The organism is Streptomyces sp. NBC_00207 (genome assembly GCF_045160965.1).
In the GTDB taxonomy this organism is placed as follows: domain Bacteria; phylum Actinomycetota; class Actinomycetes; order Streptomycetales; family Streptomycetaceae; genus Streptomyces.
In genome coordinates, this window is the sequence record NZ_CP130715.1 from 5,565,120 (window position 1) to 5,587,978 (window position 22,859).

A 22,859-nucleotide genomic window follows, 5' to 3' on the forward strand; every position below is an offset into this window, starting at 1 on the left:
CCGTCCGCGTGAAAGGCTCCTCGACCGACGTGCACTCTCCTCGGCTCTGCTACTTCCGTTCCTGGTCCTGCGGGGAGCCGAGGGTCGGGGTTGTCCACAGGCGGGGCGGGTTGTCGGTGGGGTGCGTCACCATGAACGCATGAACGAGAACGAGCAGTTGCTGGAGCAAGTCGCAGACCGCGTACGCAACTCCGCGCGCGGGCACGCAGGGCCGCTGCCCGCGCCGCTGGGCAGCGGGGAGATCGCCCGGGCCGAGGGCATACTCGGCTTCGCCCTGCCGCCGCTGCTCAGCGCGCTCTACACCCGCATCGCCGACGGCGGATTCGGACCCGAATGCGGGCTGCTGCCCCTGCGCCAGACCGTTCAGAACTACGAGGCGCACCGCGCTTCCGGATGGCGCTGGCCCGAGGGCGTGCTGCCGATAGCCGACTTCGGCTGCACCATGTACGCCTGCGTGGACTGCCGCTCCGAGACCGCCCAAGTGCTGCTGTTCGACCCGAGCCTCGGGGAGCCGGACCTCGCCTGGTCCATCGACACCCCGAGCCTGGCCGGCTGGCTGCGAGGCTGGCTCGACGGCACCGCCTGGTTCTGCGAGGAGTCGGAGCTGGGGGAGGAGCGCGACCTGGAGCTGGCGCCCTGGGCGGAATTCAGATCCCGGATCTGAGCCGGCTCCGCACCCCGTAGGCCAGCGCACCGACTGCCAGCACCGCCGCCCCCGCGACCGCCGACGCGAGGGGCAGCGCGCAGGCCAGCACCACACAGCCGGACAGCCCGACCGCTGCCACGGTCCGTCCCTTGACACCTGAATCGAGAGTCCACGCGGAGGCGTTCGCGATCGCGTAGTAGGCGAGCACTCCGAAGGAGGAGAAACCGATCGCGCCCCGCACATCGACGGTGGCCGCGAGCACCGCCACGACCGCACCCACTGCCAGCTCCGCATGGTGCGGCACCTGATGCCGGGGATGTACGGCGGCCAGCGGACGCGGGAGATGACCGTCCCGGGCCATCGCCAGCGCGGTGCGTGACACCCCGAGCACGAGGGCCAGCAGCGAGCCCAGCGCGGCCAGGGCCGCGCCCACCCGGACGACCGGTCCCAGTTCGGGCCGGCCAGCCGCCCGGACCGCGTCGGCGAGCGGGGCCGCCGAACGCGCCAGCCCGTCGGCTCCGAGCACCGACAGAGCCGCCACCGCCACCGCGGCGTACACCAGCAGCGCGATGCCCAGCGCGAGCGGCACCGCCCGCGGGATCGTCCGTTCCGGGTCGCGCACCTCCTCGCCCAGGGTGGTGATCCGGGCGTAGCCCGCGAAGGCGAAGAACAGCAGACCGGCACCCTGCAACAGCCCGGCGGCGGCCCAGTCCGAGCCGCTCAGCCGCCCCGCTCCGGCCGCACCGGAGGACAGGCACACCACGACCACCCCCGCCAGCACCGCCAGTACCACCGCCACGATCAGCCGGGCGATCCGGGCGGACTTCTGAACACCGCCGTAGCTCGCGGCGGTCAGCGCCACCACCGCCGCGACGGCCACGGCATGCTGCTGCCCGGGCCAGACGTACGCGCCCACGGTGAGGGCCATCGCCGCACAGGACGCGGTCTTGCCGATCACGAACCCCCAGCCGGCCAGGTGGCCCCAGAAGGGCCCGAGCCGCTCGCGCCCGTAGACGTAGGTGCCGCCCGAGGCCGGGTAGCGGGCGGCGAGCCGCGCCGAGGAGTGCGCGTTGCAGTAGGCCACGACCGCCGCCAGGGCGAGCGCGGCGAGCAGCGCCTCGCCCGCGGCCTGCGCCGCCGGGGCGAGGGCCGCGAAGATGCCGGCGCCGACCATCGCGCCGAGCCCGACGACGACGGCGTCGGAAGTACCCAGGGTGCGCTTCAGCTGGTGGTCCACGGGCGGAGGGTAGCCCGGCTAGGTGACGCCCTCGCGGCCGGGGAGCGGCGTCCGCATCCGCTCCCAGCCCTCGAGGGCGGTCAGGCAGGCGTGGTCGAGGTGGCGCAGCCCGCTCAGATCGAGCCGTACCGGCTGCCCGTGCGGCAAGGCGTCCAGCGCGTCGAGCAGTTTGGGCAGCCGCAGGAAGCTGGCGTTCCCCACGATCCGCACGGACAGCTCCTCGTCCTCCCACACCTCCTCGATGTGCACGTGGGAGGTCTCCCAGGCCGCCTTGGCGACGGCGAGCCCCAGCCCGACCAGCACCCCCTCGAAGAGGTTGGTGACCACGATCGCGGAGGCCGTGGCCAGCAGCACCACCGCCTCACCCCGGTGCGTCCGCCACAGCGCGGCCACCGCCTTGGCCGGCAGCAGCTTCCAGCCCGCGTGCAGCAGCACCCCGGCCAGCGCGGCGAGCGGCACGATCTCCAGCACCTGGGGGAACGCCACCGCGAACAGCAGCAGCCAGCCGCCGTGCATCACCCTGGCCGCGCGGGTGCGCGCGCCGGCCTCCACATTGGCGGCGCTGCGCACGATCACGGCGGTCATCGGCAGCGCTCCGAGCAGCCCGCACACGGTGTTGCCGACGCCCTGCGCGATGAGTTCCCGGTCGTACTCGGTCCTCGGCCCGTCGTGCATGCGGTCCACGGCGGCGGCGCTGAACAGCGTCTCGGCGGAAGCGATCAGCGCCAGTGCGACCACGGTCCCGGCCGCCCCGACGGAGGCCAGCACCTCGAAATCGCCCCAGCCGGGCGGGGACACGGCCGCCAGCACGCCCGTCACCCGCACCTTCTCGACGGGCAGCCGCAGCAGGGCGGCCGCGGCGGTGGCGGCGGCCACCCCGACGAGCGCCCCGGGCACGATCCGCAGCCGGGCGGGCACCCGGCGCCAGGCGACCATGGCGGCGATCGTCCCGACCCCGAGCAGCACGGCGACCCAGTCGGCCTGCGCCCCGAGCTCGTGCGCACCGCCCAGCTTCGCCAGGGTCTGCCCCGGAGCCTGCACGCTGCCCAGGGCGTACAACTGCCCGGAGATCAGGACCAGCCCGATCCCGGCCAGCATCCCGTGGACGACGGCCACCGAGATCGCCCGGAACCACCGCCCGAGCCGCAGCACCCCCATGCCCAGCTGCAGTACCCCGGCGGCCAGCACCAGCACCCCGAGCGCGGGCAGGCCGTACGTCTGCACCGCCTCGTAGACGAGCACGGTGAGCCCGGCCGCGGGCCCGCTCACCTGCAGCGAGCTCCCGCGGAACCATCCGGTGACCAGCCCGCCGACCACCCCGGTCACGATCCCCAGCTCGGCCGGCACCCCGGAGGCGACCGCCACCCCCACGCACAGCGGCAACGCGACCAGCGCGACGACGACGGACGCCCCGAAGTCATCCCGAAACGTGCCGGCCCCAGACATGCGAGAACCCCCTGCCGCGCGGTGATGCGATGCCCTCAGCCTGGTGGGCGCACTCACCGCGGCCCAAGTACCCACAGGAGTCCACGGTGGCGCGTGCGCCGCACACGCCCCGCACACACCCCCGCACACGCCGCGGCCCGGCGGTCGGTGAGGACCGCCGGGCCGGCGTGGTGGCAGGTCTCGGACCTGGGTCAGCGGTAGTTCACGAACTGGATCGCGAAGTCCAGGTCCTTGCCCTTCAGCAGCGCCTGGACCTCCTGCAGGTCGTCACGGCTCTTGGAGCTGACGCGCAGCTCCTCGCCCTGGACCTGGGCCTTGACGCCCTTGGGACCCTCGTCCCGGATGATCTTCGCGACCTTCTTGGCGTTCTCCTGGGAGATGCCTTCCTCGATCGTGGCGAAGATCTTGTACTCCTTGCCGGACAGCTGGGGCTCGCCGGCGTCCAGCGCCTTGAGCGAGATCCCGCGCTTGACCAGCTTGGTCTCGAAGACGTCGAGGACGGCCTTCACGCGCTCCTCGGAGTTCGCCTCCATCAGGATCTTCTCGCCGGACCAGGCGATCGTGGCGCCGGTGCCCTTGAAGTCATAGCGCTGCGAGAGTTCCTTGGCGGCCTGGTTGAGGGCGTTGTCGACCTCCTGCCGCTCGACCTTCGAGACGATGTCGAAACTGGAGTCGGCCATGTGCTGTGGCTCCTTGAAGTCGGTTGTGATCGCCCCGGAGGGCGCGGCCGGACATCCCCGGCCCGCTCCGCAAAGCCTAGCCACCGCGGCCACCCGCAACGCTGATCAATCCGGTGGCGAACCACCCCCGGTCATCAGGTATCGTTTACGTCGTTGCCAGGGAGCGCCGCCGCAAGGCGGAAAAAATGGCAGCATCTCTTGGCGGTGTGCCCGAGTGGCCAAAGGGAGCAGACTGTAAATCTGCCGGCTCAGCCTACCCAGGTTCGAACCCTGGCGCCGCCACGCGAAAGAAGCCCCTCTGATCTGCGGAAACGCAGACCAGGGGGGCTTCCTCGTTAACGCCGGGACCACGGGGCTACGGCCGCGCCGCCTTCAGCGCCGTGGTGGGGCCTCAGGAGCAGCCGGGGACCGCGCCGGCGCAGTTCTCGGGCAGGTTCTTGACGATCTTGCTCTCCTTGAGGGTCACGACGGCGTCGGGCTGGTTGTTGATGCCGCCGCCGGCGTTGGCGGCGCGGTTCTCCGCCACCGTCGTGTGCTCCAGCGTCAGCTGCGTGACGTCGCCGCCCGCCTCCTCCGCGTTGTTGATGCCGCCGCCGTCGTGCCCGGCCGAGTTCGACTCGACCTTGGTCTTCTTCAGCGTCGCGGTGCCGGCGTTGTTGACGGCGCCGCCGTCGTTGCCCGCCTTGTTGTTGGCGAGGGCGGACTGCTTGATCTCCAGCGTCCCGCCCGCGGCGTTGTTGACGGCCCCGCCGTTCAGACCGGCCCAGTTCTCGATGAGCTTGGTGTGCTTGATCTTCGCGGTGCCCAGGTTGTTGATGCCGCCGCCGTTGCCGTCACGGGCCTCGTTGTTCGTGATGAGTCCGTGCTCGACCTTCAGCTCGCCCTCGTTCTGGATGCCGCCGCCGTTCTCGTCCGCCGTGTTGCCGGCGACGGTGCTCTTGTGGAGCGTGAGGGTGCCGGTCGCGCTGTTGCTGAGGCCGCCGCCGTTCCCCGGGACCTCCGTGGCGGACGCGGCCACGTTGGTCAGGATCTCGGTGTCGACGAGGGTGACGTCACCGCCCTCGTTGGAGATGCCGCCGCCGTTCCCGCCGGTCTGGTTTCCGGCGACCTTGCTGTCCTCCAGGCGCAGGGTGCCCGCGTTGGCGATGCCGGCGCCGTTCCCGTCGGTACGGCCACCGGTCACGGTGAGGCCCTTGAGGGTGAGGGTGCCGCCCTCGTCCACCGAGAGGAGGCGGAAGAGCGGGCTGCCGCCGGTCACCGAGCGGATCAGGGTCGAGTTGTGGCCGACGATCGCGACGTTCCCGGTGATGGACGGCAGGGCATTGCCCGAATCGCCGAAGTCGTCCACGAAGCGGTACGCACAGTCCTTGGCCAGGTTGATCGTGCCGCCCGCGGCATCCGTATTCGCCTGCTCGACGGCGGCGATGAGCGCGGCGACATCGCCACAGGCGATGCTCACCTTGTTCGGCGCCTGCGCCATGGCCGGCGACGCCGCCATGCACATGCCCACGCTTGCCGCCACGGCACATCCAGCGAGTACGAGACGATTCTTCATCGATGCCCTTCCTCTCGGTTACAAGCCGGGCAGCCCTCCTTCTCCTCTCCCTGCACGTGGAGAGGAGGAGGAACCTGATCATGGAGCCCGGCAAGACGTACGAGTGGTATCGCTCGCGTCGGGTCATCTCCCGCACCCTGGTGCGGACGCTCTGAGATTCCATTCGAATGGCGGTCGCCCGTTCGTCCCCCGGCACTGCGCACCGAGCCCCCGTTCCGCGTCGATTCCCGGGGCGGGACGCCGGCCGATCACGGTGGTGCCGACAGCGGCCCACCGTCGGCCCATCGACCGCATCGTCGCGGGCTCCTGTTCGTTCACCCGGAGTGAAGTGGACATCTGATACACGGGGGAAGGTCGGCGGCGGGGTGCTCGTCGCCCTGCTCGGCGCGGGGATTCCGGCTCTGATGGGAGCGGCCCTGCACACGGACGTGGGGGAGCCGTACCAGGAGACCCGGTTGTACTTCGGCACCGAACGCCCGGGTGGCCGAGGCCCCATCGAGGAGCGGGAGTTCATGCGGTTCCTGGATGCGGAGATCACCCCCGCCTTCCCCGAGGGGCTGACCCTCCACGACGGGTACGGCCAGTGGCGGGGCAAGGACGGCAAGACCGTCCGCGAGACCTCGTACGAGGTGGTCCTGCTGTACCCCGAGAAGGAGGCCGACGAGCGCAGCACGCGCATCGAGCGGATCCGGCAGGCCTACGAGGACCGGTACCAGCAGGACTCGGTCGGGCGGTCCGACGACAAGGTCAGTGCCGGGTTCTGAGCCACCGTCCGAACCACCGTGCGAAACCATCGCCTGAACCACACCCGAACCACAGCCCGGGTGGCCGTCGGGGCGGCCGTCAGTTGCCCGCCACGTCCTTGACGGCCACCTGGACCGGGGTCGAACCGGAGATCAGCTCCAGCGTCAGGCCCGCCGTCGCCGGGGTCTCGACCAGCTCGGCCAGCACCGCCGCCACGTCGTCGCGCGGAACGGCCCCACGGCCCGTCTGCGCCTCCAGACGGACCAGACCCGTCCCGGCGTCGTCGATCAGCGAGCCGGGGCGCAGGACGGTCCACTCCAGGCCCAGCCGGGTGCGTACGTGGTCGTCGGCCTCGCCCTTGGCCCGCAGATAGGTGTCGAAGACCTCGTCACCTCCGTGGTGCGCGTCCGCGCCCATCGAAGAGACCATCAGGAAGCGCCGCACACGGGCCCGTTCGGCCGCATCGGAGAACAGCACCGCCGCGCCCCGGTCCACGGTGTCCTTCCGCCCGATGCCGCTGCCGGGGCCCGCGCCCGCTGCGAACACCGCCACGTCCGCGCCCTGCAGGATCCCGGCCACGTGTTCCACCGAGGCCGACTCCAGATCGCAGAGCACCGGCTCGGCGCCCGCCTCCCTGAGGTCGTCGCCCTGTGCCGGGTCGCGGATGATGCCCGCGACCTCGTATCCGCGCGCGGCGAGCAGGCGCTCCAGCCGCAGCGCGATCTGACCGTGTCCACCCGCGATGACGATGCGCATGCCCCGACCGTACGACGAGCCGGGCGCCCACGCCCGCGAACGCACGGCGAACTTCAGGGACCGGGCTCCGTACGGCCCTGCCGGGGCAGGTCGAGCGCCACCGCGACCGCGGAGTCGCAGTACTCCCGCACGGCACTCGTACGGGCTACCACCCGCCCGCGGTGGATCACGATCCGGCTGTACGCGAGGGACAGCACACCCGCGATCCGGTCCCCGCGCACGGCGAGCAGTTCCGCCGGGAAGCCGGCCTCCACCCGCACCTCCGGCAGGCCCATGGCCTCGCGGGCGCAGGAGCTGACCGACTCGTAGGCCTCGCCCGCCCGGAGCCCGCCCTGCGAGGCCAGCAGGTACGCGGCCTCCAGCGGGTCGCCGCGGCCGACCGGGTTCCCGGCGTCCCGCAGTGCCCCGCTGCCGGCCGCGACGCGCACGCCGGCGGCCCGCAGCAGCCGTACGGGCGCGGTGCGCAGGCCGCGGCGTTCCAGGGCCGCGCAGTCGCCCTGGGGCAGGCAGGTCACCCGTACGCCGGCCGCGGCCAGCTGGTCGGCGGCGCGGGCCGCCGCGTCCAGGGGGAGCCGGGACAGACCGCCGCAGGGGCCGATGGTCACCCCGGGGCGCAGCCCGCCGGCCATCGCCGCGAGCCGGGCGAGGCGGCCGGGATCGTCACCGTCCGTGTGCAGATCCACGGGGCAGCCGTGCTCGGCGGCGAGTTCCAGGACGGCTTCGAGGAAGCCCGTCGGGTCCGGGTCCAGGTCCGGGCAGCCGCCGATCACGGAGGCGCCCATCTTGACCGCGTCGCGGAGCATGGCGAGCCCGTCCGCGCCGGCCACCCCGGTCAGCAGCCGGGGGACGGCCACGGCGGTGAGGTCGGTGAGGCCGCGCAGTGAGCGCCGGGCCTGGAGCACGGCCTCCATGGGGCCGAGGCCGTGCACGTCCCCGATCCGCACGTGGGAGCGCACGGCGGTGGCGCCGTGGCCGAGCTGGAGCAGGGCCGCCTCGGTGGCCCGGCGCTGGACCTCGTCGGGCGTGTAGGAGACGGGCCCCTCGCCGTCGGCGGTCAGCGCGGTGTCCCCGTGGGCGTGCGGCTCGGCGGGAGCGGGGAGCAGCAGGTAGCCGCCCAGGTCGACCCGGGAGAGCGTGGGGGAGGGGAGGCTGCCTGCGGTGCCGACGGCCTGGATCCGGCCGCCGCTGAGGCGGACGTCGACGGTCCGGCCGTCGGTGAGGCGGGCCCCGGCGAGCAGCAGGGTGGTGGCCTCGGCTGCGGCCGCGTTGCCGTTGCCACTACGGGGCGACCGGAACGGCTGCTGCGGCTGGCTGTCGGACATCGCGCTCCTGCGGTGGCTCGGGCGGTTCCTGGGCCCCGGCCGCGGCCCACGGCCCAAGATCACGCAGCGTGCTCAGAGCCTAGGGCGCGGCGCACCCCGCTTCACGGAAGAGCGCAATAGTCGTACCGGTGTGGTGCCCGTACGCACCGGTGAGGTGCTCGTACGCGGTGGTGTGGTGCCGTACGCCTCGGTGTGGTGCCCGTACGCCTCGGCGTGCGTGGGCACGCACGGAGCAGGCCGACCCGCCTCGTTCGGCGTCCGCGTGGATGTGAGCCCGCACACATTCCGGTCGAAAGATGGGGTGGGAGTGGTCGGTGGGTTGATCGGGAAGGGCCGCGCGACCCCCTCGGAGCCCGGTCCCCGCAAAGGATTTGGGCGATCGGCGGGCAACCGTGTAATGTCTTCATCGCTCGCCCCAATAGCTCAGTCGGTAGAGCGTCTCCATGGTAAGGAGAAGGTCTGCGGTTCGATTCCGCATTGGGGCTCTGGTGAGAGAGGTTCCCCACCCTCGGGTGGGGAGCTGATCACATCAAAGCGGCGTAGCTCAGTCGGTAGAGCAAGCGGCTCATAATCGCTGTGTCACCGGTTCAAGTCCGGTCGCCGCTACACACAGTAGCCGATTGCGGGGTCGGTCTCCCGGTCGGCTACTCTTGTATGCGTTCATCCGTCCCAATTTCCGTCAAGGAGCACTCACGTGGCTGCCACCGACGTCCGCCCGAAGATCACGCTGGCCTGCGTGGAGTGCAAGGAGCGGAACTACATCACCAAGAAGAACCGGCGTAACAACCCGGACCGTCTTGAGATGAAGAAGCACTGCCCGCGCTGCAACTCGCACACCGCGCACCGCGAGACCCGCTGACCCCAGCGAAGTCTCAAATACAGGCACCGTCATGAGGTCGTCCCCTTCATTGGGGGGCGGCCTTGTGTCGTTTCCGTGCCCGCCTTTGTCTTTCTTCTTGTTCTTGTGTCTTTCGTGTCCCTTCAACAGGAGGTAGTGAGCATGGCTCTCGACCAGTCCTTCGTGGGGCGGAGCTACCCGCCCACCGATCCGTACGAGGTCGGCCGGGAGAAGATCCGCGAATTCGCGGTTGCGGTGGGTGACGCCAATCCCGTCTACACCGACCCCGAAGCCGCCAAGTCGTACGGCTACTCCGATGTGATCGCGCCGCCGACTTTTGTGTTCGCCATCACTTTCAAGGCGGCCGGCCAGGTCATCGAGGACCCGCAGCTGGGTCTGGACTACAGCCGCGTCGTGCACGGCGACCAGAAGTTCGCGTACTCCCGGCCGGTGCGCGCGGGTGACCGGCTCTCTGTGACCTCCACCATCGAGGCCGTGAAGTCGATGGCGGGCAACGACATCATCGACATCCGCGGCGAGGTCCACGACGAGACCGGCGAGCACGTGGTGACGGCGTGGACGAAGCTCGTCTCCCGCGCCCCCGAGGAGGCCTGACATGGCATCGCACATCCAGTACGCCGACGTCGAGGTCGGCACCGAGCTGCCGGCGGCGTCCTTCCCCGTGACGCGCGCCACGCTCGTGCAGTACGCCGGCGCCTCGGGCGACTTCAACCCGATCCACTGGAACGAGAAGTTCGCCAAGGAGGTCGGACTGCCGGACGTGATCGCGCACGGCATGTTCACCATGGCCGAGGCGATCCGCGTGGTCACCGACTGGGTCGGCGACCCGGGTGCGGTCGTCGAATACGGCGTGCGCTTCACCAAGCCCGTCGTGGTCCCGAATGACGACCAGGGCGGGCTGATCGAGGTCACCGCCAAGGTCGCCGCGAAGCTGGACGACAACCGCGTCCGGGTCGACGTGACGGCCATGAGCGCGGGCCAGAAGGTCCTGGGCATGTCGCGCGCGGTGGTCGAACTGGCCTGAGCGAGGTGGCGGGTGGGTGCCTTGGCGGGGGCCTGGGGCCTGGGGGCTGGCGCTTGGCTGCTGAGCTGCTGAGCTGCCGGCCGCTGGGGCCCGCCGTTGGGGTCCGCCGCTGGGACCCGCCGTTGGGGCCGCCGTTGGGGCTGTCCGTGCGGGCTCGCCTCCGATGGGGCGGGTTTCCCGTCGGTCCCATCGTCATCCGTGGCGGGACGGCCCCTCAAGGGCGCTCCTTCGTCGCGTCGCTACGCGATGGCCTGCGGCCACCCTTGACCGACCGTCCCGCCACGGAAAATCGAAGACAGCCGGGAAAGCCCGAAAGAACGGGCCGGGCGATCGAGGCAGGGACGGGCGCGTTGGTGGCCTCCGGCCCGGTCGGGGGCGCATCAGGTCGCTGCGCACATCGCATTGCTTGGCGGCTGCCGGCCGTCTGCGGGTGGGACATAAGCCGCCACCGATCGGTACGCGGTGCGCGCGGCTCGGCGGCTGTCGGTCGTCTGCGGGCGGGCATGAGCCGCCTCCGATCGTGCGCAGTTCGCGCGGCTCGGCGGTGGTCGGCCGTCTGGGGCTGGATATGAGCCGCCTCTGGTCGGTGCGCGGTTCGCAGGGCTCAGCGGCTGCGACCCGTCTGGGGCTGGGCGCAGGCCGCGCCGCCCCTCCGTGTGCGTTTCTCCGTGACGGCGACCTTCGGTCGGCCGCGGGTGCCCGGGCTGCGCCGGAGCGTTTTGCCTCGCCGTGCGGTCCCTCGCCTTGCTCCTCTCGAAGCCCGGGACCGGCCCTTGACGAAGTTAGTGATTGAGTACTAACTTTGCTGCATGGCAAGGATGAGTGCAGATGAGCGGCGGGAGAGTGTGATTCGTGCGGCGATGCACGAGTTCGCTCGCGGTGGTTACTACGGGACCTCCACCGAGGCGATCGCCAAGCGGGTGGGTGTTTCGCAGCCGTATCTCTTCCGGCTCTTCCCGAACAAGTCCGCCATCTTCCTCGCCGCGGCCGAGCGCTGTCTGAGGGATACGCGGGCGGTCTTCGCCGAGGCTGCCGAAGGGCTGCACGGCGAGGAGGCGACCCTTGCCATGGCGAACGCCTATGCCCGGCTGATCGCCGAGGATCCCGACAAGCTCCAGATGCAGCTCCAGATGTACGTCACCGTCGCTGCCGCCGAGGCGGCCGGGGACCACGAGCTCGGCGAGCTCGTGCGCAAGGGCTGGATGGAGCTCTGGGACACGGTCCACGCGCCCCTCGGTGGGGACGTCGGCGAGACCACGACCTTCTTGGCGTACGGGATGCTGATCAACACCCTGGCCGCCATGGGGTTCCCGCCCGAGCACCGGGTCTGGGAGGGTCTCTACCCGTCGGCGCGTGCCACGGGCCGTCTGGAGGCGTGATGCCGGGGCGCGTCCTGTCGGTGCGCGCCTTCATGTCCACAAAAGTTAGTCAGCAATAACTAACTATCCTGAGGGGGAAACGTGAACACGCACGACACGGACACCAAGCTCCGGGGGCCCGCCGTCTGGGCCCTCGTCCTCACCGGCGTGGCCAGCTTCATGGCCGCGCTCGACAACCTGGTCGTCACCACCGCCCTTCCCGCCATCCGCGAGGACCTCGGCGGCCGGCTGGAGGACCTGGAGTGGACGGTGAACGCGTACACGCTCACCTTCGCCGTCCTCCTGATGTTCGGCGCCGCCCTCGGCGACCGCTTCGGCCGCCGCCGGCTCTTCATCGCCGGCCTCGCGATATTCACCGCCGCCTCCGCCGCGGCCGCACTGTCGCCCGGCATCGACGCGCTGATCGCCGCCCGCGCCGTGCAGGGCGTCGGCGCCGCGATCATGATGCCGCTCACCCTCACCCTGCTCACCGCAGCCGTCCCGGCCGCCCGCCGCGGCATGGCCCTCGGCATCTACGGCGCCGTCACCGGCCTCGCCGTCGCCAGCGGCCCCCTGATCGGCGGCAGTCTCACCGAGCACATCTCCTGGCAGTGGATCTTCTGGCTGAACGTCCCGATCGGCCTGGCGCTGATCCCGCTCGCCCGCCTGCGGCTCGCCGAGTCCACCGCCCCGGGCGCCCGTCTCGACGTCCCCGGCACCCTGCTCATCAGCGGCGGCCTCTTCGGCATCGTCTACGCCCTGGTCAACGCCAACTCCGAGGGCTGGACCAGTGCCACGGTCCTCACGGGCCTGATCGTCGGAGCGGCGCTCGTCGGCGGCTTCATCCACCACGGCTTCACCCACGCCAACCCCATGCTGCCCATGCGGCTCTTCCAGAACCGCGGCTTCCTCGGGATCAACATCGCCAGCCTGCTGATGTTCCTGGGCATGTTCGGCTCGATCTTCCTGCTCAGCCAGTTCCTCCAGGGAGTCGCCGGGTACTCGCCCACCGAGGCCGGGCTGCGCATGCTCCCCTGGACCGGAATGCCGATGATCGTCGCGCCGCTGGCCGGGATCCTCTCCGACCGCATCGGCGGCCGTCCCGTCGTCGCCGCCGGCCTGGCGTTCCAGGCCCTGGGCCTCGGCTGGTTCGCGGCGGTGCTGAGCACGGACGTCTCGTACGCCGCCCAGCTGCCGCCGCTGATCCTCAGCGGGATCGGTATGGCCCTCTACTTCGCCCCAGCCGCCAACGTCCTGATGTCCACCGTGGCCCCCGCCGACCAGGGCAGGGCCTCCGGCACCAACAACGCCCTGCGCGAGGTCGGCGGAGCCCTCGGCGTCGCCGTCCTGGCCTCGGTCTTCTCCGCCCAGGGCGGCTACGAATCCCCGCAGGCCTTCACCGACGGCACCATCCCCGCCCTGTGGATCGGCGCCGGCGCCGTCGCCCTGGCCGCCGCCTTCGCCCTGCTCCTGCCGCGCCGGGCGAAGCCCTCCCCGGTCCCCGCCGTCGCCGCCGGGGCGGTCGCGACACCCGAGAAGGTGCCCGCCGGCGGCTGACCGTGCCCGACCCCGCTCGCCGGCCGGGGCCCGCGCAGGGGCCGGCCGGGAGAACCGCAGCACCGCCCGCGCACGAAGATCCGTACGACTCATCGTGAAGGAGCGCCGCCATGCCCGACATCCCCTGGTCCACCCCCACCCAGGCATCCCCCGACGCCGAGGTCTACGTCATGGCCTCCCGCTTCGAGACCGCCACCCTCGCCGGCGCCGTCAGGTTCTTCCTCAAGACCCCCGGCATCGTCCTGCAGATCCGCAAGGCTTCCGGCGCCCACGGGGTCGCCCTGCGGGCCCGGGTCCTGCGGCGCACCTTCCTGACCCTCTCCGCGTGGGAGGACCGGGACGCGCTCTACCGCTTCGCCGGCAGCGAGCCCCACCGCTCCAGCTCCCGCGCCGCCAGCGCCCACATGAAGGAATCGGCCTTCACCTTCTGGACCGTGCGCGCCTCCGAGCTGCCCATCGGCTGGGAGGAGGCCGAGCGCCGGCTGGCCGAACAGAAGGCCGCCTCGTGAGTCACGGTCCGTGGCCCCGCAGGGATGCGAGGGGCGCGGACCGTACTCTTGTCCACGTGCAGGAACTCCACGACGCCCCCCTCGCCCCGCTGACCACCTTCCGTCTCGGTGGCCCCGCCGCCCGCCTGGTCACCGCGACCACCGACGCCGAGGTCGTCGCCGCCGTGCGCGCCGCGGACGAGAGCGGCACCCCGCTCCTCGTCATCGGCGGAGGCAGCAACCTGGTCATCGGCGACCAGGGCTTCGACGGCACCGCCCTGCGCATCGCGACCACCGGCTTCGTCCTGGACGGCACCACCCTGGAGCTCGCGGCCGGCGAGAACTGGAGCGACGCCGTCGCCCGCACCGTCGAGGCCGGCCTCGCCGGTATCGAGTGCCTCGCCGGAATCCCCGGCTCGGCCGGCGCCACGCCCATCCAGAACGTCGGGGCGTACGGCCAGGAGGTCTGCGACACGATCACCGAGGTCCTCGCCTACGACCGCACCAGCGGCGAGACGGTCACGCTGACCGCCGCCGAGTGCGCCTTCCGGTACCGCAACAGCACCTTCAAGGACCAGCCCGAGCGGTACGTCGTCCTGCGCGTGCGCTTCGCACTGGAGGACGCGGGCGGCCTCTCCGCACCGATCAAGTACCCCGAGACCGCCCGCGCCCTCGGCGTCGGGGCCGGCGACCGGGTCCCGGCCGCCACCGCCCGCGAGACCGTGCTGCGCCTGCGCGCCGGGAAGGGCATGGTCCTCGACCCCGCCGACCACGACACCTGGTCGGCCGGCTCCTTCTTCCACAACCCGATCCTGACCGACGAGGCGTACTCCGCCTTCCTCGCCCGCGTCCAGGACCGCCTCGGCCCCGAGACCGCCCCGCCCGCCTACCCCGCCGGCGACGGCCGTACGAAGACCAGCGCGGCCTGGCTGATCGACAAGGCCGGCTTCACCAAGGGCTACGGCACCGGCCCCGCGCGCATCTCCACCAAGCACACCCTCGCCCTCACCAACCGGGGCGAGGCCACCACCGAGGACCTCCTCGCCCTGGCCCGCGAGGTCGTCGCGGGCGTCCACGCGGCCTTCGGCGTCACCCTCGTCAACGAGCCGGTGACGGTCGGCGTCAGCATCTGAGGAGCCCCGGCCGCCCATGCTCTGTCCCCTGCACGGGGCCGGTACGGACCCCACCCGCCTCGTGGGCCGCACGCTCAGCAGAGTCGTAGCGTCCTGGCACATCAGCGAGGGCGAACGCTCCGAGGCGCCCCTCGACGTCTGGCTGATCGACAGCGTCGGCGACTCGATCCGCATCACCACCGGGTCCGACCAGTGCCTCATCGTCGAGTCCGCGGCACCCCACGAGCCCTACGACATGGGGGAGTGGGGCCGTATCGAGGTCGGCGAGGACCTCGGCGATCACCCCTTCCTGCGCCACCTCGGCGAGACCGTCGCCTCGGTCGCCGAGTTCGCGGTGCCCGAGCAGGGCCGCACCCACCTCGAGATCGGCTTCCAGGACGGGCGCCGGGTGCGCGCCGACTGCTACGAGGGGGACCTGCGGCTCACCCGGTGAGCCAGTGGTCGATCCCGGCCAGCAGCTTCTCCTGCACGTCGGCGGGCGCGGCCGAACCGCGGACGGACTGGCGGGCCAGCTCGGCGAGCTCCGGGTCCGTGAAACCGTGGTGGCGGCGGGCGATCTCGTACTGGGCGGCGAGCCGGGACCCGAAGAGCAGCGGGTCGTCCGCGCCCAGCGCCATCGGCACCCCGGCCTCGAAGAGGGTGCGCAGCGGGACGTCCTCGGGCCGCTCGTACACCCCGAGGGCGACGTTGGAGGCCGGGCAGACCTCGCAGGTGATCTGCCGGTCGGCGAGCCGCTTCAGCAGCCGGGGGTCCTCCGCGGCCCGTACGCCGTGTCCGATGCGGGCGGCGTGCAGATCGTCGAGGCAGTCGCGGACCGACGACGGGCCGGTGAGCTCGCCGCCGTGCGGGGCCGCGAGGAGGCCGCCCTCGCGGGCGATGGCGAAGGCCCGGTCGAAGTCGCGGGCCATGCCGCGGCGCTCGTCGTTGGAGAGCCCGAAGCCGACGACCCCGCGGTCGGCGTAGCGGACGGCGAGGCGGGCCAGGGTGCGGGCGTCGAGGGGGTGCTTCATGCGGTTGGCGGCGATGAGGACCCGCATGCCGAGGCCGGTCTCGCGCGAGGCCGCGTCGACGGCGTCGAGGATGATCTCGACGGCCGGGATCATCCCGCCCAGCAGGGGCGCGTAAGAGGTGGGATCCACCTGGATCTCCAGCCAGCCGCTGCCGTCCCGTACGTCCTCCTCCGCGGCCTCGCGGACGAGGCGGCGGATGTCGTCGGGCTCGCGGAGGCAGGAGCGGGCGGCGTCGTAGAGCCGCTGGAACCGGAACCAGCCGCGCTCGTCGGTGGCGCGGAGCTTGGGCGGCTCCCCGGCCGTCAGGGCGTCGGGAAGGCGCACGCCGTACTTGTCGGCGAGCTCCAGCAGGGTCGATGGCCGCATCGACCCGGTGAAGTGCAGGTGGAGGTGGGCCTTGGGCAGAAGCGTGAGATCGCGTGCGTGCTCCATCTGGTGATCCTGCCGTACCGCTGCGCTCGGCGGGAGGGGGTTTTACCGATCGGGGGCTTGCGCGAACGCGTGAACGGGCGCGGATCCGCTGCGCGGGTGCCTTCCGGGCGCCGCCCGGACCCCGCGCCTCAAACGCCGGCGGGGCTGAAGATCGGGGCTCCGCCCCGGACCCCGCGCCTCAAACGCCGGCGGGGCTGAAAGAGCGCCTCAAGCGCCGGCGGGGCTGAAAGAGCGCCTCAAAGGCCGGCGGGGCCGGATCTGGCCCGGCGGGGCCGGAAACGCCTGGGCGGCGGCACCCTCAGGGGTGCCGCCGCCCAGGTCGTGCTGCGGGCCGCGTCAGGCCTTGGCCTCCGCCAGGAGCTTCTGGATGCGGGAGACGCCCTCCACCAGGTCCTCGTCGCCCAGGGCGTAGGACAGGCGCAGGTAACCCGGGGTGCCGAAGGCCTCGCCGGGCACGACCGCGACCTCGACCTCGTCCAGGATCAGGGCCGCGAGCTCGACGGAGCTCTGCGGGCGCTTGCCGCGGATCTCCTTGCCGATGAGCTCCTTGACCGACGGGTACGCGTAGAACGCGCCCTCGGGGGTCGGGCAGAAGACGCCGTCGATCTCGTTGAGCATCTTCACCATCGTCTGGCGGCGGCGGTCGAAGGCCTTGCGCATCTCCGCGACCGCGTCGAGGTTGCCCGAGACGGCGGCCAGCGCGGCGACCTGGGCCACGTTGGAGACGTTGGAGGTGGCGTGCGACTGCAGGTTGGTCGCCGCCTTGATGACGTCCTGCGGGGCGATGACCCAGCCCACGCGCCAGCCGGTCATCGCGTACGTCTTGGCGACGCCGTTGACGATGATGCACTTGTCGCGCAGGGCCGGGACCAGGACCGGCAGCGAGGTGAACTTCGCCTCGCCGTAGACGAGGTGCTCGTAGATCTCGTCCGTGAGCACCCACAGGCCGTGCTCGGCCGCCCACTCGCCGATCGCGCGGGCGTCGGCCTCGCTGTAGACCGAGCCGGTCGGGTTGGACGGGGAGACGAACAGGACGACCTTGGTGCGCTCGGTGCGCGCGGCCTCCAGCTGCTCGACGGAGACCCGGTAGCCGGTGGTCTCGTCGGCGACGACCTCGACCGGGACACCGCCGGCGAGACGGATGGACTCCGGGTAGGTGGTCCAGTACGGAGCCGGGACGATGACCTCGTCACCCGGGTCCAGGATGGCCGCGAAGGCCTCGTAGATCGCCTGCTTGCCGCCGTTGGTCACCAGGACCTGCGACGCCTCGACCTCGTAGCCGGAGTCGCGGAGGGTCTTGGCGGCGATCGCGGCCTTCAGCTCGGGCAGGCCGCCGGCCGGCGTGTAGCGGTGGTACTTGGGGTTGCGGCAGGCCTCGACCGCGGCCTCGACGATGTAGTCCGGGGTCGGGAAGTCGGGCTCACCGGCACCGAAGCCGATCACCGGGCGCCCGGCGGCCTTGAGGGCCTTGGCCTTGGCGTCGACGGCGAGGGTGGCGGACTCGGAGATGGCGCCGATACGGGCGGACACCCGGCGCTCGGAGGAAGGCGTTGCAGAGGTCATGCGAGCAATCGTCCCAGACGGCAAAGAAGCGCCGCACACCGTTTCAGTCATCGGACCGGACGAGCCCGGGAGATGGGACGGACACCCTCCGGACGGCGACCGGACCATGTCAGCCCGGGCGCTGTTCGACGTCAGGGCCCGGTTCACGTACACTCACCTGTCGTTGGACCTCACCAGCCGCTGCAGAGCGCGAGCACTCCGTGCACTCGCTCGGATGCGGTAGGTTGGGGGACGCAAAGGGTCGTAGCTCAATTGGTAGAGCACTGGTCTCCAAAACCAGCGGTTGGGGGTTCGAGTCCCTCCGGCCCTGCTCCACACTCCTTCTCGGATGTGTGTGCGCAGGTACGTACTTAGATGCAACGCCGTGCGGCGCAACCGGGCGCGGTACGGCCACGACCCGGATTCAGGTGAGAGACGTGACGGACGCCCTGGGCTCCATCGACATGCCTGACGCCGAGGACGAGACGCGCGAGAAGAAGGCCCGCAAGGGCGGCAAGCGCGGCAAGAAGGGTCCTCTGGGCCGGCTCGCGCTTTTCTACCGCCAGATCGTCGCGGAACTCCGCAAGGTTGTCTGGCCCACTCGTAATCAGCTCACGACGTACACCACCGTGGTGATTGTCTTCGTCGTCATCATGATCGGTATCGTGACCGTGATTGACTTTGGGTTTGAAAAAGCCATCAAGTTCGTCTTCGGCTGATCCCCGCGGAGGGCGGCGCCTTGATGGGTGTCGCCCGTTTTCGCATGTTCCACCACCTTTTGTATCCAGGAAGAAGCAGCCACCGTGTCTGACCCGAACCTGAACGCGAGCCACGACTCCGTCGAGTCCGTCGAGGACGAGCTCGACATCGTCGAGGCGGCAGACGCTGTGGACCCCGATGAGGCCGAGCACGCCGACGCCAAGGCGGGTGTCGCCGCCGAGGAGGCCGCGCTGCACGTCGAGGACGAGATCGCGGCCGACGCCGAGATCGAGGACGACGCCGAGTTCGAAGAGGCCGCCGACGACGTCGAGGCTGACGTCGAGGCCGAGGCCGACGAGGAGGCCGAAGAGGCCGCCCCGGTCGAGCCCGTCGACCCCGTCCAGGCCCTGCGCGACGAGCTTCGCCTGCTTCCCGGCGAGTGGTACGTGATCCACACCTACGCCGGCTACGAGAAGCGCGTGAAGGCCAACCTGGAGCAGCGTGCCGTCTCGCTGAACGTCGAGGAGTTCATCTACCAGGCCGAGGTGCCCGAGGAAGAGATCGTCCAGATCAAGAACGGCGAGCGCAAGAACGTCCGGCAGAACAAGCTGCCCGGTTACGTTCTCGTCCGCATGGATCTGACGAACGAGTCCTGGGGCGTCGTCCGCAACACGCCTGGCGTCACCGGCTTCGTCGGCAACGCGTACGACCCGTACCCGCTGACCCTGGACGAGATCGTCAAGATGCTCGCGCCGGAGGCCAAGGAGAAGGCCGACAAGGCCGCCGCGGAGGCCGCCGGTCTGCCGGCGCCCGCCGTCAAGCGCACCATCGAGGTCCTGGACTTCGAGGTCGGCGACTCGGTCACCGTCACCGACGGCCCGTTCGCGACGCTGCAGGCGACGATCAACGAGATCAACCCGGACTCGAAGAAGGTCAAGGGCCTCGTCGAGATCTTCGGTCGCGAGACCCCGGTCGAGCTCAGCTTCGACCAGATCCAGAAGAACTGATCTTCTGAGACAACGCTTCCGGACAGGTCAGATCGCCCCGTGAAGGGCGGTCTGACCTGCTCGGTTTTCAGCCCCGCACCGATACCCGTTATCGTGGTGCGGTATGCCTCCATCCGGATGACCGGTTGGCGGCGAAAAACTCTCACTAGGACCCGGAGAGAGCAATGCCTCCCAAGAAGAAGAAGATCACGGGGCTCATCAAGCTCCAGATCAAGGCCGGTGCGGCCAACCCGGCTCCGCCGGTCGGCCCCGCGCTCGGTCAGCACGGCGTCAACATCATGGAGTTCTGCAAGGCCTACAACGCCGCGACCGAGTCGCAGCGTGGCATGGTCGTGCCGGTGGAGATCACGGTCTACGACGACCGTTCCTTCACCTTCATCACCAAGACTCCGCCGGCCGCGCGCCTCATCCTGAAGCACGCGGGCGTGGAGAAGGGCTCCGGCGAGCCCCACAAGACCAAGGTCGCCAAGCTCACGGCTGCCCAGGTCAAGGAGATCGCCGAGCTGAAGATGCCCGACCTGAACGCCAACGACATCGACGCCGCCGTGAAGATCATTTCCGGCACCGCGCGCTCGATGGGCATCACCGTCGAAGGCTGATCCAGCCCCCCCTCCAGCACCACCAGTGGTAGGACCAAGCGCTGGTCCGCACCACGACTCCACGCCTGAAGAAAAAACACAGGAGCAGAAGTGAAGCGCAGCAAGACTCTCCGCGCTGCGGACGCCAAGGTCGACCGGGAGAAGCTGTACGCCCCGCTCGAGGCCGTCCGTCTCGCCAAGGAGACCTCCGCGACCAAGTTCGACAGCACCGTCGAGGTCGCCTTCCGCCTGGGTGTCGACCCGCGCAAGGCCGACCAGATGGTGCGTGGCACCGTGAACCTCCCGCACGGCACCGGCAAGACCGCCCGGGTCCTGGTCTTCGCGACCGGTGACCGTGCTGCGGCCGCGGAAGCCGCCGGCGCCGACATTGTCGGCGACGACGAGCTGATCAACGAGATCGCCAAGGGCAACCGCCTGAACGAGTTCGACGCCGTTGTGGCCACCCCGGACCTCATGGGCAAGGTCGGCCGCCTCGGCCGCGTGCTCGGTCCCCGTGGCCTCATGCCGAACCCGAAGACCGGCACCGTCACGATGGACGTCGCGAAGGCTGTCACCGAGATCAAGGGTGGCAAGATCGAGTTCCGCGTCGACAAGCACTCGAACCTGCACTTCATCATCGGCAAGGTCTCCTTCTCCGATGAGCAGCTGGTCGAGAACTACGGCGCGGCCCTGGACGAGATCCTTCGTCTGAAGCCGTCCGCCGCGAAGGGCCGCTACATCAAGAAGGCCGCCCTGAGCACCACGATGGGTCCCGGCATCCAGCTGGACTCGAACCGCACCCGGAACCTCCTCGTCGAGGAAGACCCGGCTGCTGTCTGAGCCTGATGGCTCACTGAGTGGCTGAACGGGCCCCTCGCCCCCTTCACAGGGCGGCGAGGGGCCCGTTTCCGTGTTTCGGGCCACAGGCGCGCGTCGCGGGCGTAATGGAGGCGAGATCCCGTCGAGGGGGAACGTAGGGTCGCCTTGAATTCGACGCACGATCATGGGGGAGAACCAGATGCACCAGGCTGTCCGGACCCGGGCCGGTATCGCGATGGCGGGTACCGCACTGCTCGTGGGCGGCCTCACGGCCTGCGGTGGCACGAAGGCCGACGCGGGCGGCGGCAAGGCCGGCGGGGGCGACGCGAAGGCGAGCTCGCCCGTGGAGGCGGTGAAGGCGTCGTACCTGAAGACGGTGGCAGCCAAGTTCGCCAAGGCGGAGCTGTCCACGGTCGGGCAGGACGGCAAGACCAGCGGCCAGTCCGGCACGAAGGGCTGGTACCCGGCCAGTCACGACGTGGTCATGAAGGGCGAGGAGCCCGAGACCCGGTCGATCATGATGGGGGACCTCGTCTACACCCGGACGGACAAGCCCGTGGGGGGCAAGTCCTGGATGCGGATGAACCTGGCCAAGGACGGGAAGCCGGGGATCCGGCTGAACGAGGACCCGGCCGAGTACCTCGCGATGCTGCTGGGCCAGGAGAAGCTCAAGCACGTCGGCGCCGAGAAGACCGACGGCATCGACGCGCAGCACTACAAGGGCAGCCTCACCAACGAGGACCTGCTCAAGGCGGACGAGTCCACCAAGGTCATGGACGAGAAGAACCGCCAGTACCTGCGCGAGGCCGTGAAGCACGTCAAGACCTTCGAGGTCGACCTGTGGATCGGCAAGGACGGCTACCCCGTCCGCGTCGACAGCGTGAGCACGGACGCCAACGGCACCTCGAAGACCACGGCGAAGTTCTCCGACTTCGGCGCCGCCCCCGCCGTCCAGCCGCCGCCGGCCGACCAGGTCATCGCCTTCGAGAACGTCCTGAAGGGCGTCGACGAGTCCCTCGCGGAGACCGATCAGAAGCTGAAGGACGCCGACGACGACCTGAAGGAAGCCGACAAGACGCTGCGGGACGCCGGACTGGGCGGTCTCGGCGGCTCCTGAGACGGCCGGGCCTGAGGCGATTTGCCTCGACTGGACGCCTTCACGTACTCTTCCGGAGAAGCCAAAGACCGCTGGTCGTTGCCGTGCCCCGCAAGGGTGCGGCGGCCGAAGGATCCGCTGAGTGCGGACGTCCTGCGCAGGTGTTCGTGGAAAAGCTCCCGGAGTGATTCGGTTGAGCTTCAGCCCCGTGCGCTTGCGCCGGGGCGTTTCGTTTTGTTCAGCCCCTTCTGAGCGGTCCTCATCACCCGGAAGGAGGCCGACGCTCTATGGCAAGGCCCGACAAGGCTGCCGCGGTAGCCGAGCTCACGGACCAGTTCCAGAGCTCGAACGCCGCCGTGCTGACCGAGTACCGGGGTCTCACCGTCGCGCAGCTCAAGACGCTGCGTCGTTCGCTCGGTGAGAACGCCCAGTACGCCGTGGTGAAGAACACGCTGACCAAGATTGCGGCCAACCAGGCCGGGATCACCGCGCTGGACGAGCACTTCGCTGGTCCGACCGCGGTCGCCTTCATCACCGGTGACCCGGTGGAGTCGGCGAAGAGCCTGCGTGACTTCGCCAAGGACAACCCGAATCTCATCATCAAGGCGGGTGTCCTTGATGGTAAGGCGCTCACCGCCGATGAGATCAAGAAGCTTGCGGACCTCGAGTCCCGCGAGGTTCTGCTCAGCAAGCTGGCCGGCGCGTTCAAGGGCAAGCAGTCTCAGGCTGCCTCGCTCTTCCAGGCGCTGCCGTCGAAGTTCGTCCGCACCGCGGAAGCGCTTCGCGTCAAGCTCGCCGAGCAGGGCGGTGCCGAGTAATTCGGCTCGCGCACTGATCCACGCCGCCTAGTGCGTGGGTCGTAGCGGGCCGT

At 70.5% G+C, this 22,859-nt stretch carries 24 protein-coding genes and 4 tRNA genes; 20 read left to right on the forward strand and 8 right to left on the reverse strand.

Annotated elements, in window-relative coordinates:
* Window positions 1-139: 139 nt before the first annotated feature.
* The gene (locus OG472_RS26405) at window positions 140-664 is read left to right on the forward strand and encodes an SMI1/KNR4 family protein (protein ID WP_405942123.1); all 525 of its coding nucleotides are present in this window, start codon (window positions 140-142) and stop codon (window positions 662-664) included.
* Here the strand turns inward: OG472_RS26405 and OG472_RS26410 are convergent.
* The 3 genes from OG472_RS26410 to OG472_RS26420 form a co-directional block, all read right to left on the reverse strand.
* Window positions 648-1,883, reverse strand: coding sequence for an APC family permease (locus tag OG472_RS26410; protein ID WP_405942124.1), 1,236 nt, complete (start codon window positions 1,881-1,883; stop codon window positions 648-650). The genes OG472_RS26405 and OG472_RS26410 overlap by 17 nt on opposite strands.
* Before the next feature lie 18 nt (window positions 1,884-1,901).
* Entirely contained in the window at window positions 1,902-3,329 is a 1,428-nt protein-coding gene (locus tag OG472_RS26415) for a SulP family inorganic anion transporter (protein WP_405942125.1), read from the reverse strand.
* A 191-nt stretch (window positions 3,330-3,520) separates the two neighbouring features.
* A complete protein-coding gene (locus OG472_RS26420) occupies window positions 3,521-4,009 on the reverse strand; it encodes a YajQ family cyclic di-GMP-binding protein (RefSeq protein WP_030009008.1) in 489 nt (162 codons plus the stop codon).
* A 200-nt stretch (window positions 4,010-4,209) separates the two neighbouring features.
* Between OG472_RS26420 and OG472_RS26425 the strand changes: the two genes are divergently transcribed.
* A tRNA-Tyr gene (locus OG472_RS26425) sits at window positions 4,210-4,291 on the forward strand.
* Window positions 4,292-4,400: 109 nt separating this feature from the next.
* Here the strand turns inward: OG472_RS26425 and OG472_RS26430 are convergent.
* Window positions 4,401-5,531, reverse strand: a complete 1,131-nt coding sequence (locus OG472_RS26430; RefSeq protein WP_405942126.1) for a hypothetical protein — start codon at window positions 5,529-5,531, stop codon at window positions 4,401-4,403.
* 356 nt (window positions 5,532-5,887) lie between these two features.
* On the opposite strand from OG472_RS26430, the gene OG472_RS26435 reads away from it, so the two are divergent.
* Window positions 5,888-6,328 carry a DUF3574 domain-containing protein gene (locus OG472_RS26435; RefSeq protein ID WP_401607451.1) on the forward strand — a complete coding sequence of 147 codons (441 nt, stop codon included), beginning with the start codon at window positions 5,888-5,890 and terminating at the stop codon, window positions 6,326-6,328.
* Between the two features lie 79 nt (window positions 6,329-6,407).
* Here the strand turns inward: OG472_RS26435 and OG472_RS26440 are convergent, their stop codons facing one another.
* Together OG472_RS26440 and OG472_RS26445 are read right to left on the reverse strand one after the other, a co-directional pair.
* Complete coding sequence (locus tag OG472_RS26440) at window positions 6,408-7,064, reverse strand: SDR family oxidoreductase (protein ID WP_405942127.1); 657 nt, start codon at window positions 7,062-7,064, stop codon at window positions 6,408-6,410.
* Between the two features lie 53 nt (window positions 7,065-7,117).
* Window positions 7,118-8,386 (reverse strand): amidohydrolase family protein, encoded by a 1,269-nt coding sequence (locus OG472_RS26445; RefSeq protein ID WP_405942128.1) that lies wholly within the window; start codon window positions 8,384-8,386, stop codon window positions 7,118-7,120.
* Between the two features lie 412 nt (window positions 8,387-8,798).
* Here OG472_RS26445 and OG472_RS26450 point away from each other — a divergent pair.
* The 10 genes from OG472_RS26450 to OG472_RS26495 all read left to right on the forward strand — a co-directional run bounded on the left by OG472_RS26450 (window position 8,799) and on the right by OG472_RS26495 (window position 15,238).
* Window positions 8,799-8,871 (forward strand) — tRNA-Thr (locus OG472_RS26450).
* Window positions 8,872-8,919: 48 nt separating this feature from the next.
* Window positions 8,920-8,992, forward strand: a tRNA-Met gene (locus OG472_RS26455).
* An 88-nt stretch (window positions 8,993-9,080) separates the two neighbouring features.
* The gene (rpmG, locus tag OG472_RS26460; protein WP_003956487.1) at window positions 9,081-9,245 is read left to right on the forward strand and encodes a 50S ribosomal protein L33; all 165 of its coding nucleotides are present in this window, start codon (window positions 9,081-9,083) and stop codon (window positions 9,243-9,245) included.
* Window positions 9,246-9,386: 141 nt separating this feature from the next.
* Window positions 9,387-9,839, forward strand: coding sequence for a MaoC family dehydratase N-terminal domain-containing protein (locus OG472_RS26465; RefSeq protein WP_361753644.1), 453 nt, complete (start codon window positions 9,387-9,389; stop codon window positions 9,837-9,839).
* Window position 9,840: 1 nt separating this feature from the next.
* Entirely contained in the window at window positions 9,841-10,269 is a 429-nt protein-coding gene (locus tag OG472_RS26470; RefSeq protein ID WP_405942129.1) for a MaoC family dehydratase, read from the forward strand.
* Between the two features lie 809 nt (window positions 10,270-11,078).
* Window positions 11,079-11,648, forward strand: a complete 570-nt coding sequence (locus OG472_RS26475) for a TetR/AcrR family transcriptional regulator (RefSeq protein WP_405942130.1) — start codon at window positions 11,079-11,081, stop codon at window positions 11,646-11,648.
* 81 nt (window positions 11,649-11,729) lie between these two features.
* Window positions 11,730-13,184 carry a DHA2 family efflux MFS transporter permease subunit gene (locus OG472_RS26480; protein ID WP_405942131.1) on the forward strand — a complete coding sequence of 485 codons (1,455 nt, stop codon included), beginning with the start codon at window positions 11,730-11,732 and terminating at the stop codon, window positions 13,182-13,184.
* A gap of 110 nt (window positions 13,185-13,294) precedes the next feature.
* Window positions 13,295-13,693 carry a DUF3291 domain-containing protein gene (locus tag OG472_RS26485; RefSeq protein WP_383573870.1) on the forward strand — a complete coding sequence of 133 codons (399 nt, stop codon included), beginning with the start codon at window positions 13,295-13,297 and terminating at the stop codon, window positions 13,691-13,693.
* Window positions 13,690-14,805, forward strand: a complete 1,116-nt coding sequence (locus OG472_RS26490) for a UDP-N-acetylmuramate dehydrogenase (RefSeq protein WP_405942132.1) — start codon at window positions 13,690-13,692, stop codon at window positions 14,803-14,805. Before OG472_RS26485 ends, OG472_RS26490 begins: the two co-directional genes overlap by 4 nt.
* A gap of 16 nt (window positions 14,806-14,821) precedes the next feature.
* Window positions 14,822-15,238, forward strand: coding sequence for a hypothetical protein (locus OG472_RS26495; RefSeq protein ID WP_401607432.1), 417 nt, complete (start codon window positions 14,822-14,824; stop codon window positions 15,236-15,238).
* Here OG472_RS26495 and OG472_RS26500 read toward each other — a convergent pair.
* Both OG472_RS26500 and OG472_RS26505 read right to left on the reverse strand, forming a co-directional pair.
* Window positions 15,228-16,247, reverse strand: a complete 1,020-nt coding sequence (locus OG472_RS26500; protein WP_319726601.1) for an adenosine deaminase — start codon at window positions 16,245-16,247, stop codon at window positions 15,228-15,230. The genes OG472_RS26495 and OG472_RS26500 overlap by 11 nt on opposite strands.
* Before the next feature lie 336 nt (window positions 16,248-16,583).
* Entirely contained in the window at window positions 16,584-17,810 is a 1,227-nt protein-coding gene (locus tag OG472_RS26505) for a pyridoxal phosphate-dependent aminotransferase (RefSeq protein WP_365482344.1), read from the reverse strand.
* Window positions 17,811-18,047: 237 nt separating this feature from the next.
* Here OG472_RS26505 and OG472_RS26510 point away from each other — a divergent pair.
* The 7 genes from OG472_RS26510 to rplJ all read left to right on the forward strand — a co-directional run bounded on the left by OG472_RS26510 (window position 18,048) and on the right by rplJ (window position 22,806).
* Window positions 18,048-18,120: transfer RNA gene (locus OG472_RS26510), tRNA-Trp, on the forward strand.
* A 106-nt stretch (window positions 18,121-18,226) separates the two neighbouring features.
* Window positions 18,227-18,508 carry a preprotein translocase subunit SecE gene (gene secE / locus OG472_RS26515; RefSeq protein WP_401607427.1) on the forward strand — a complete coding sequence of 94 codons (282 nt, stop codon included), beginning with the start codon at window positions 18,227-18,229 and terminating at the stop codon, window positions 18,506-18,508.
* Between the two features lie 84 nt (window positions 18,509-18,592).
* Window positions 18,593-19,495 (forward strand): transcription termination/antitermination protein NusG, encoded by a 903-nt coding sequence (gene nusG / locus OG472_RS26520; RefSeq protein ID WP_405942133.1) that lies wholly within the window; start codon window positions 18,593-18,595, stop codon window positions 19,493-19,495.
* 164 nt (window positions 19,496-19,659) lie between these two features.
* Entirely contained in the window at window positions 19,660-20,094 is a 435-nt protein-coding gene (gene rplK / locus OG472_RS26525; RefSeq protein WP_030710298.1) for a 50S ribosomal protein L11, read from the forward strand.
* A 90-nt stretch (window positions 20,095-20,184) separates the two neighbouring features.
* Window positions 20,185-20,913, forward strand: a complete 729-nt coding sequence (gene rplA, locus OG472_RS26530; RefSeq protein ID WP_030710300.1) for a 50S ribosomal protein L1 — start codon at window positions 20,185-20,187, stop codon at window positions 20,911-20,913.
* A gap of 178 nt (window positions 20,914-21,091) precedes the next feature.
* The gene (locus OG472_RS26535) at window positions 21,092-22,009 is read left to right on the forward strand and encodes a hypothetical protein (RefSeq protein ID WP_405942134.1); all 918 of its coding nucleotides are present in this window, start codon (window positions 21,092-21,094) and stop codon (window positions 22,007-22,009) included.
* 266 nt (window positions 22,010-22,275) lie between these two features.
* Window positions 22,276-22,806 (forward strand): 50S ribosomal protein L10, encoded by a 531-nt coding sequence (gene rplJ / locus OG472_RS26540; RefSeq protein ID WP_030710304.1) that lies wholly within the window; start codon window positions 22,276-22,278, stop codon window positions 22,804-22,806.
* Window positions 22,807-22,859: the final 53 nt, after the last annotated feature.

Coding starts and splice junctions, on each gene's coding strand:
- OG472_RS26405 (WP_405942123.1), top strand. CDS start 140: ATGAACGAGAACGAGCAGTTGCTGGAGCAAGTCGCAGACCGCGTACGC.
- OG472_RS26415 (WP_405942125.1), bottom strand. CDS start 3,329: ATGTCTGGGGCCGGCACGTTTCGGGATGACTTCGGGGCGTCCGTCGTC.
- OG472_RS26420 (WP_030009008.1), bottom strand. CDS start 4,009: ATGGCCGACTCCAGTTTCGACATCGTCTCGAAGGTCGAGCGGCAGGAG.
- OG472_RS26440 (WP_405942127.1), bottom strand. CDS start 7,064: ATGCGCATCGTCATCGCGGGTGGACACGGTCAGATCGCGCTGCGGCTG.
- OG472_RS26445 (WP_405942128.1), bottom strand. CDS start 8,386: ATGTCCGACAGCCAGCCGCAGCAGCCGTTCCGGTCGCCCCGTAGTGGC.
- OG472_RS26465 (WP_361753644.1), top strand. CDS start 9,387: ATGGCTCTCGACCAGTCCTTCGTGGGGCGGAGCTACCCGCCCACCGAT.
- OG472_RS26470 (WP_405942129.1), top strand. CDS start 9,841: ATGGCATCGCACATCCAGTACGCCGACGTCGAGGTCGGCACCGAGCTG.
- OG472_RS26475 (WP_405942130.1), top strand. CDS start 11,079: ATGGCAAGGATGAGTGCAGATGAGCGGCGGGAGAGTGTGATTCGTGCG.
- OG472_RS26485 (WP_383573870.1), top strand. CDS start 13,295: ATGCCCGACATCCCCTGGTCCACCCCCACCCAGGCATCCCCCGACGCC.
- OG472_RS26495 (WP_401607432.1), top strand. CDS start 14,822: ATGCTCTGTCCCCTGCACGGGGCCGGTACGGACCCCACCCGCCTCGTG.
- OG472_RS26500 (WP_319726601.1), bottom strand. CDS start 16,247: ATGGAGCACGCACGCGATCTCACGCTTCTGCCCAAGGCCCACCTCCAC.
- OG472_RS26505 (WP_365482344.1), bottom strand. CDS start 17,810: ATGACCTCTGCAACGCCTTCCTCCGAGCGCCGGGTGTCCGCCCGTATC.
- rplK (WP_030710298.1), top strand. CDS start 19,660: ATGCCTCCCAAGAAGAAGAAGATCACGGGGCTCATCAAGCTCCAGATC.
- OG472_RS26535 (WP_405942134.1), top strand. CDS start 21,092: ATGCACCAGGCTGTCCGGACCCGGGCCGGTATCGCGATGGCGGGTACC.
- rplJ (WP_030710304.1), top strand. CDS start 22,276: ATGGCAAGGCCCGACAAGGCTGCCGCGGTAGCCGAGCTCACGGACCAG.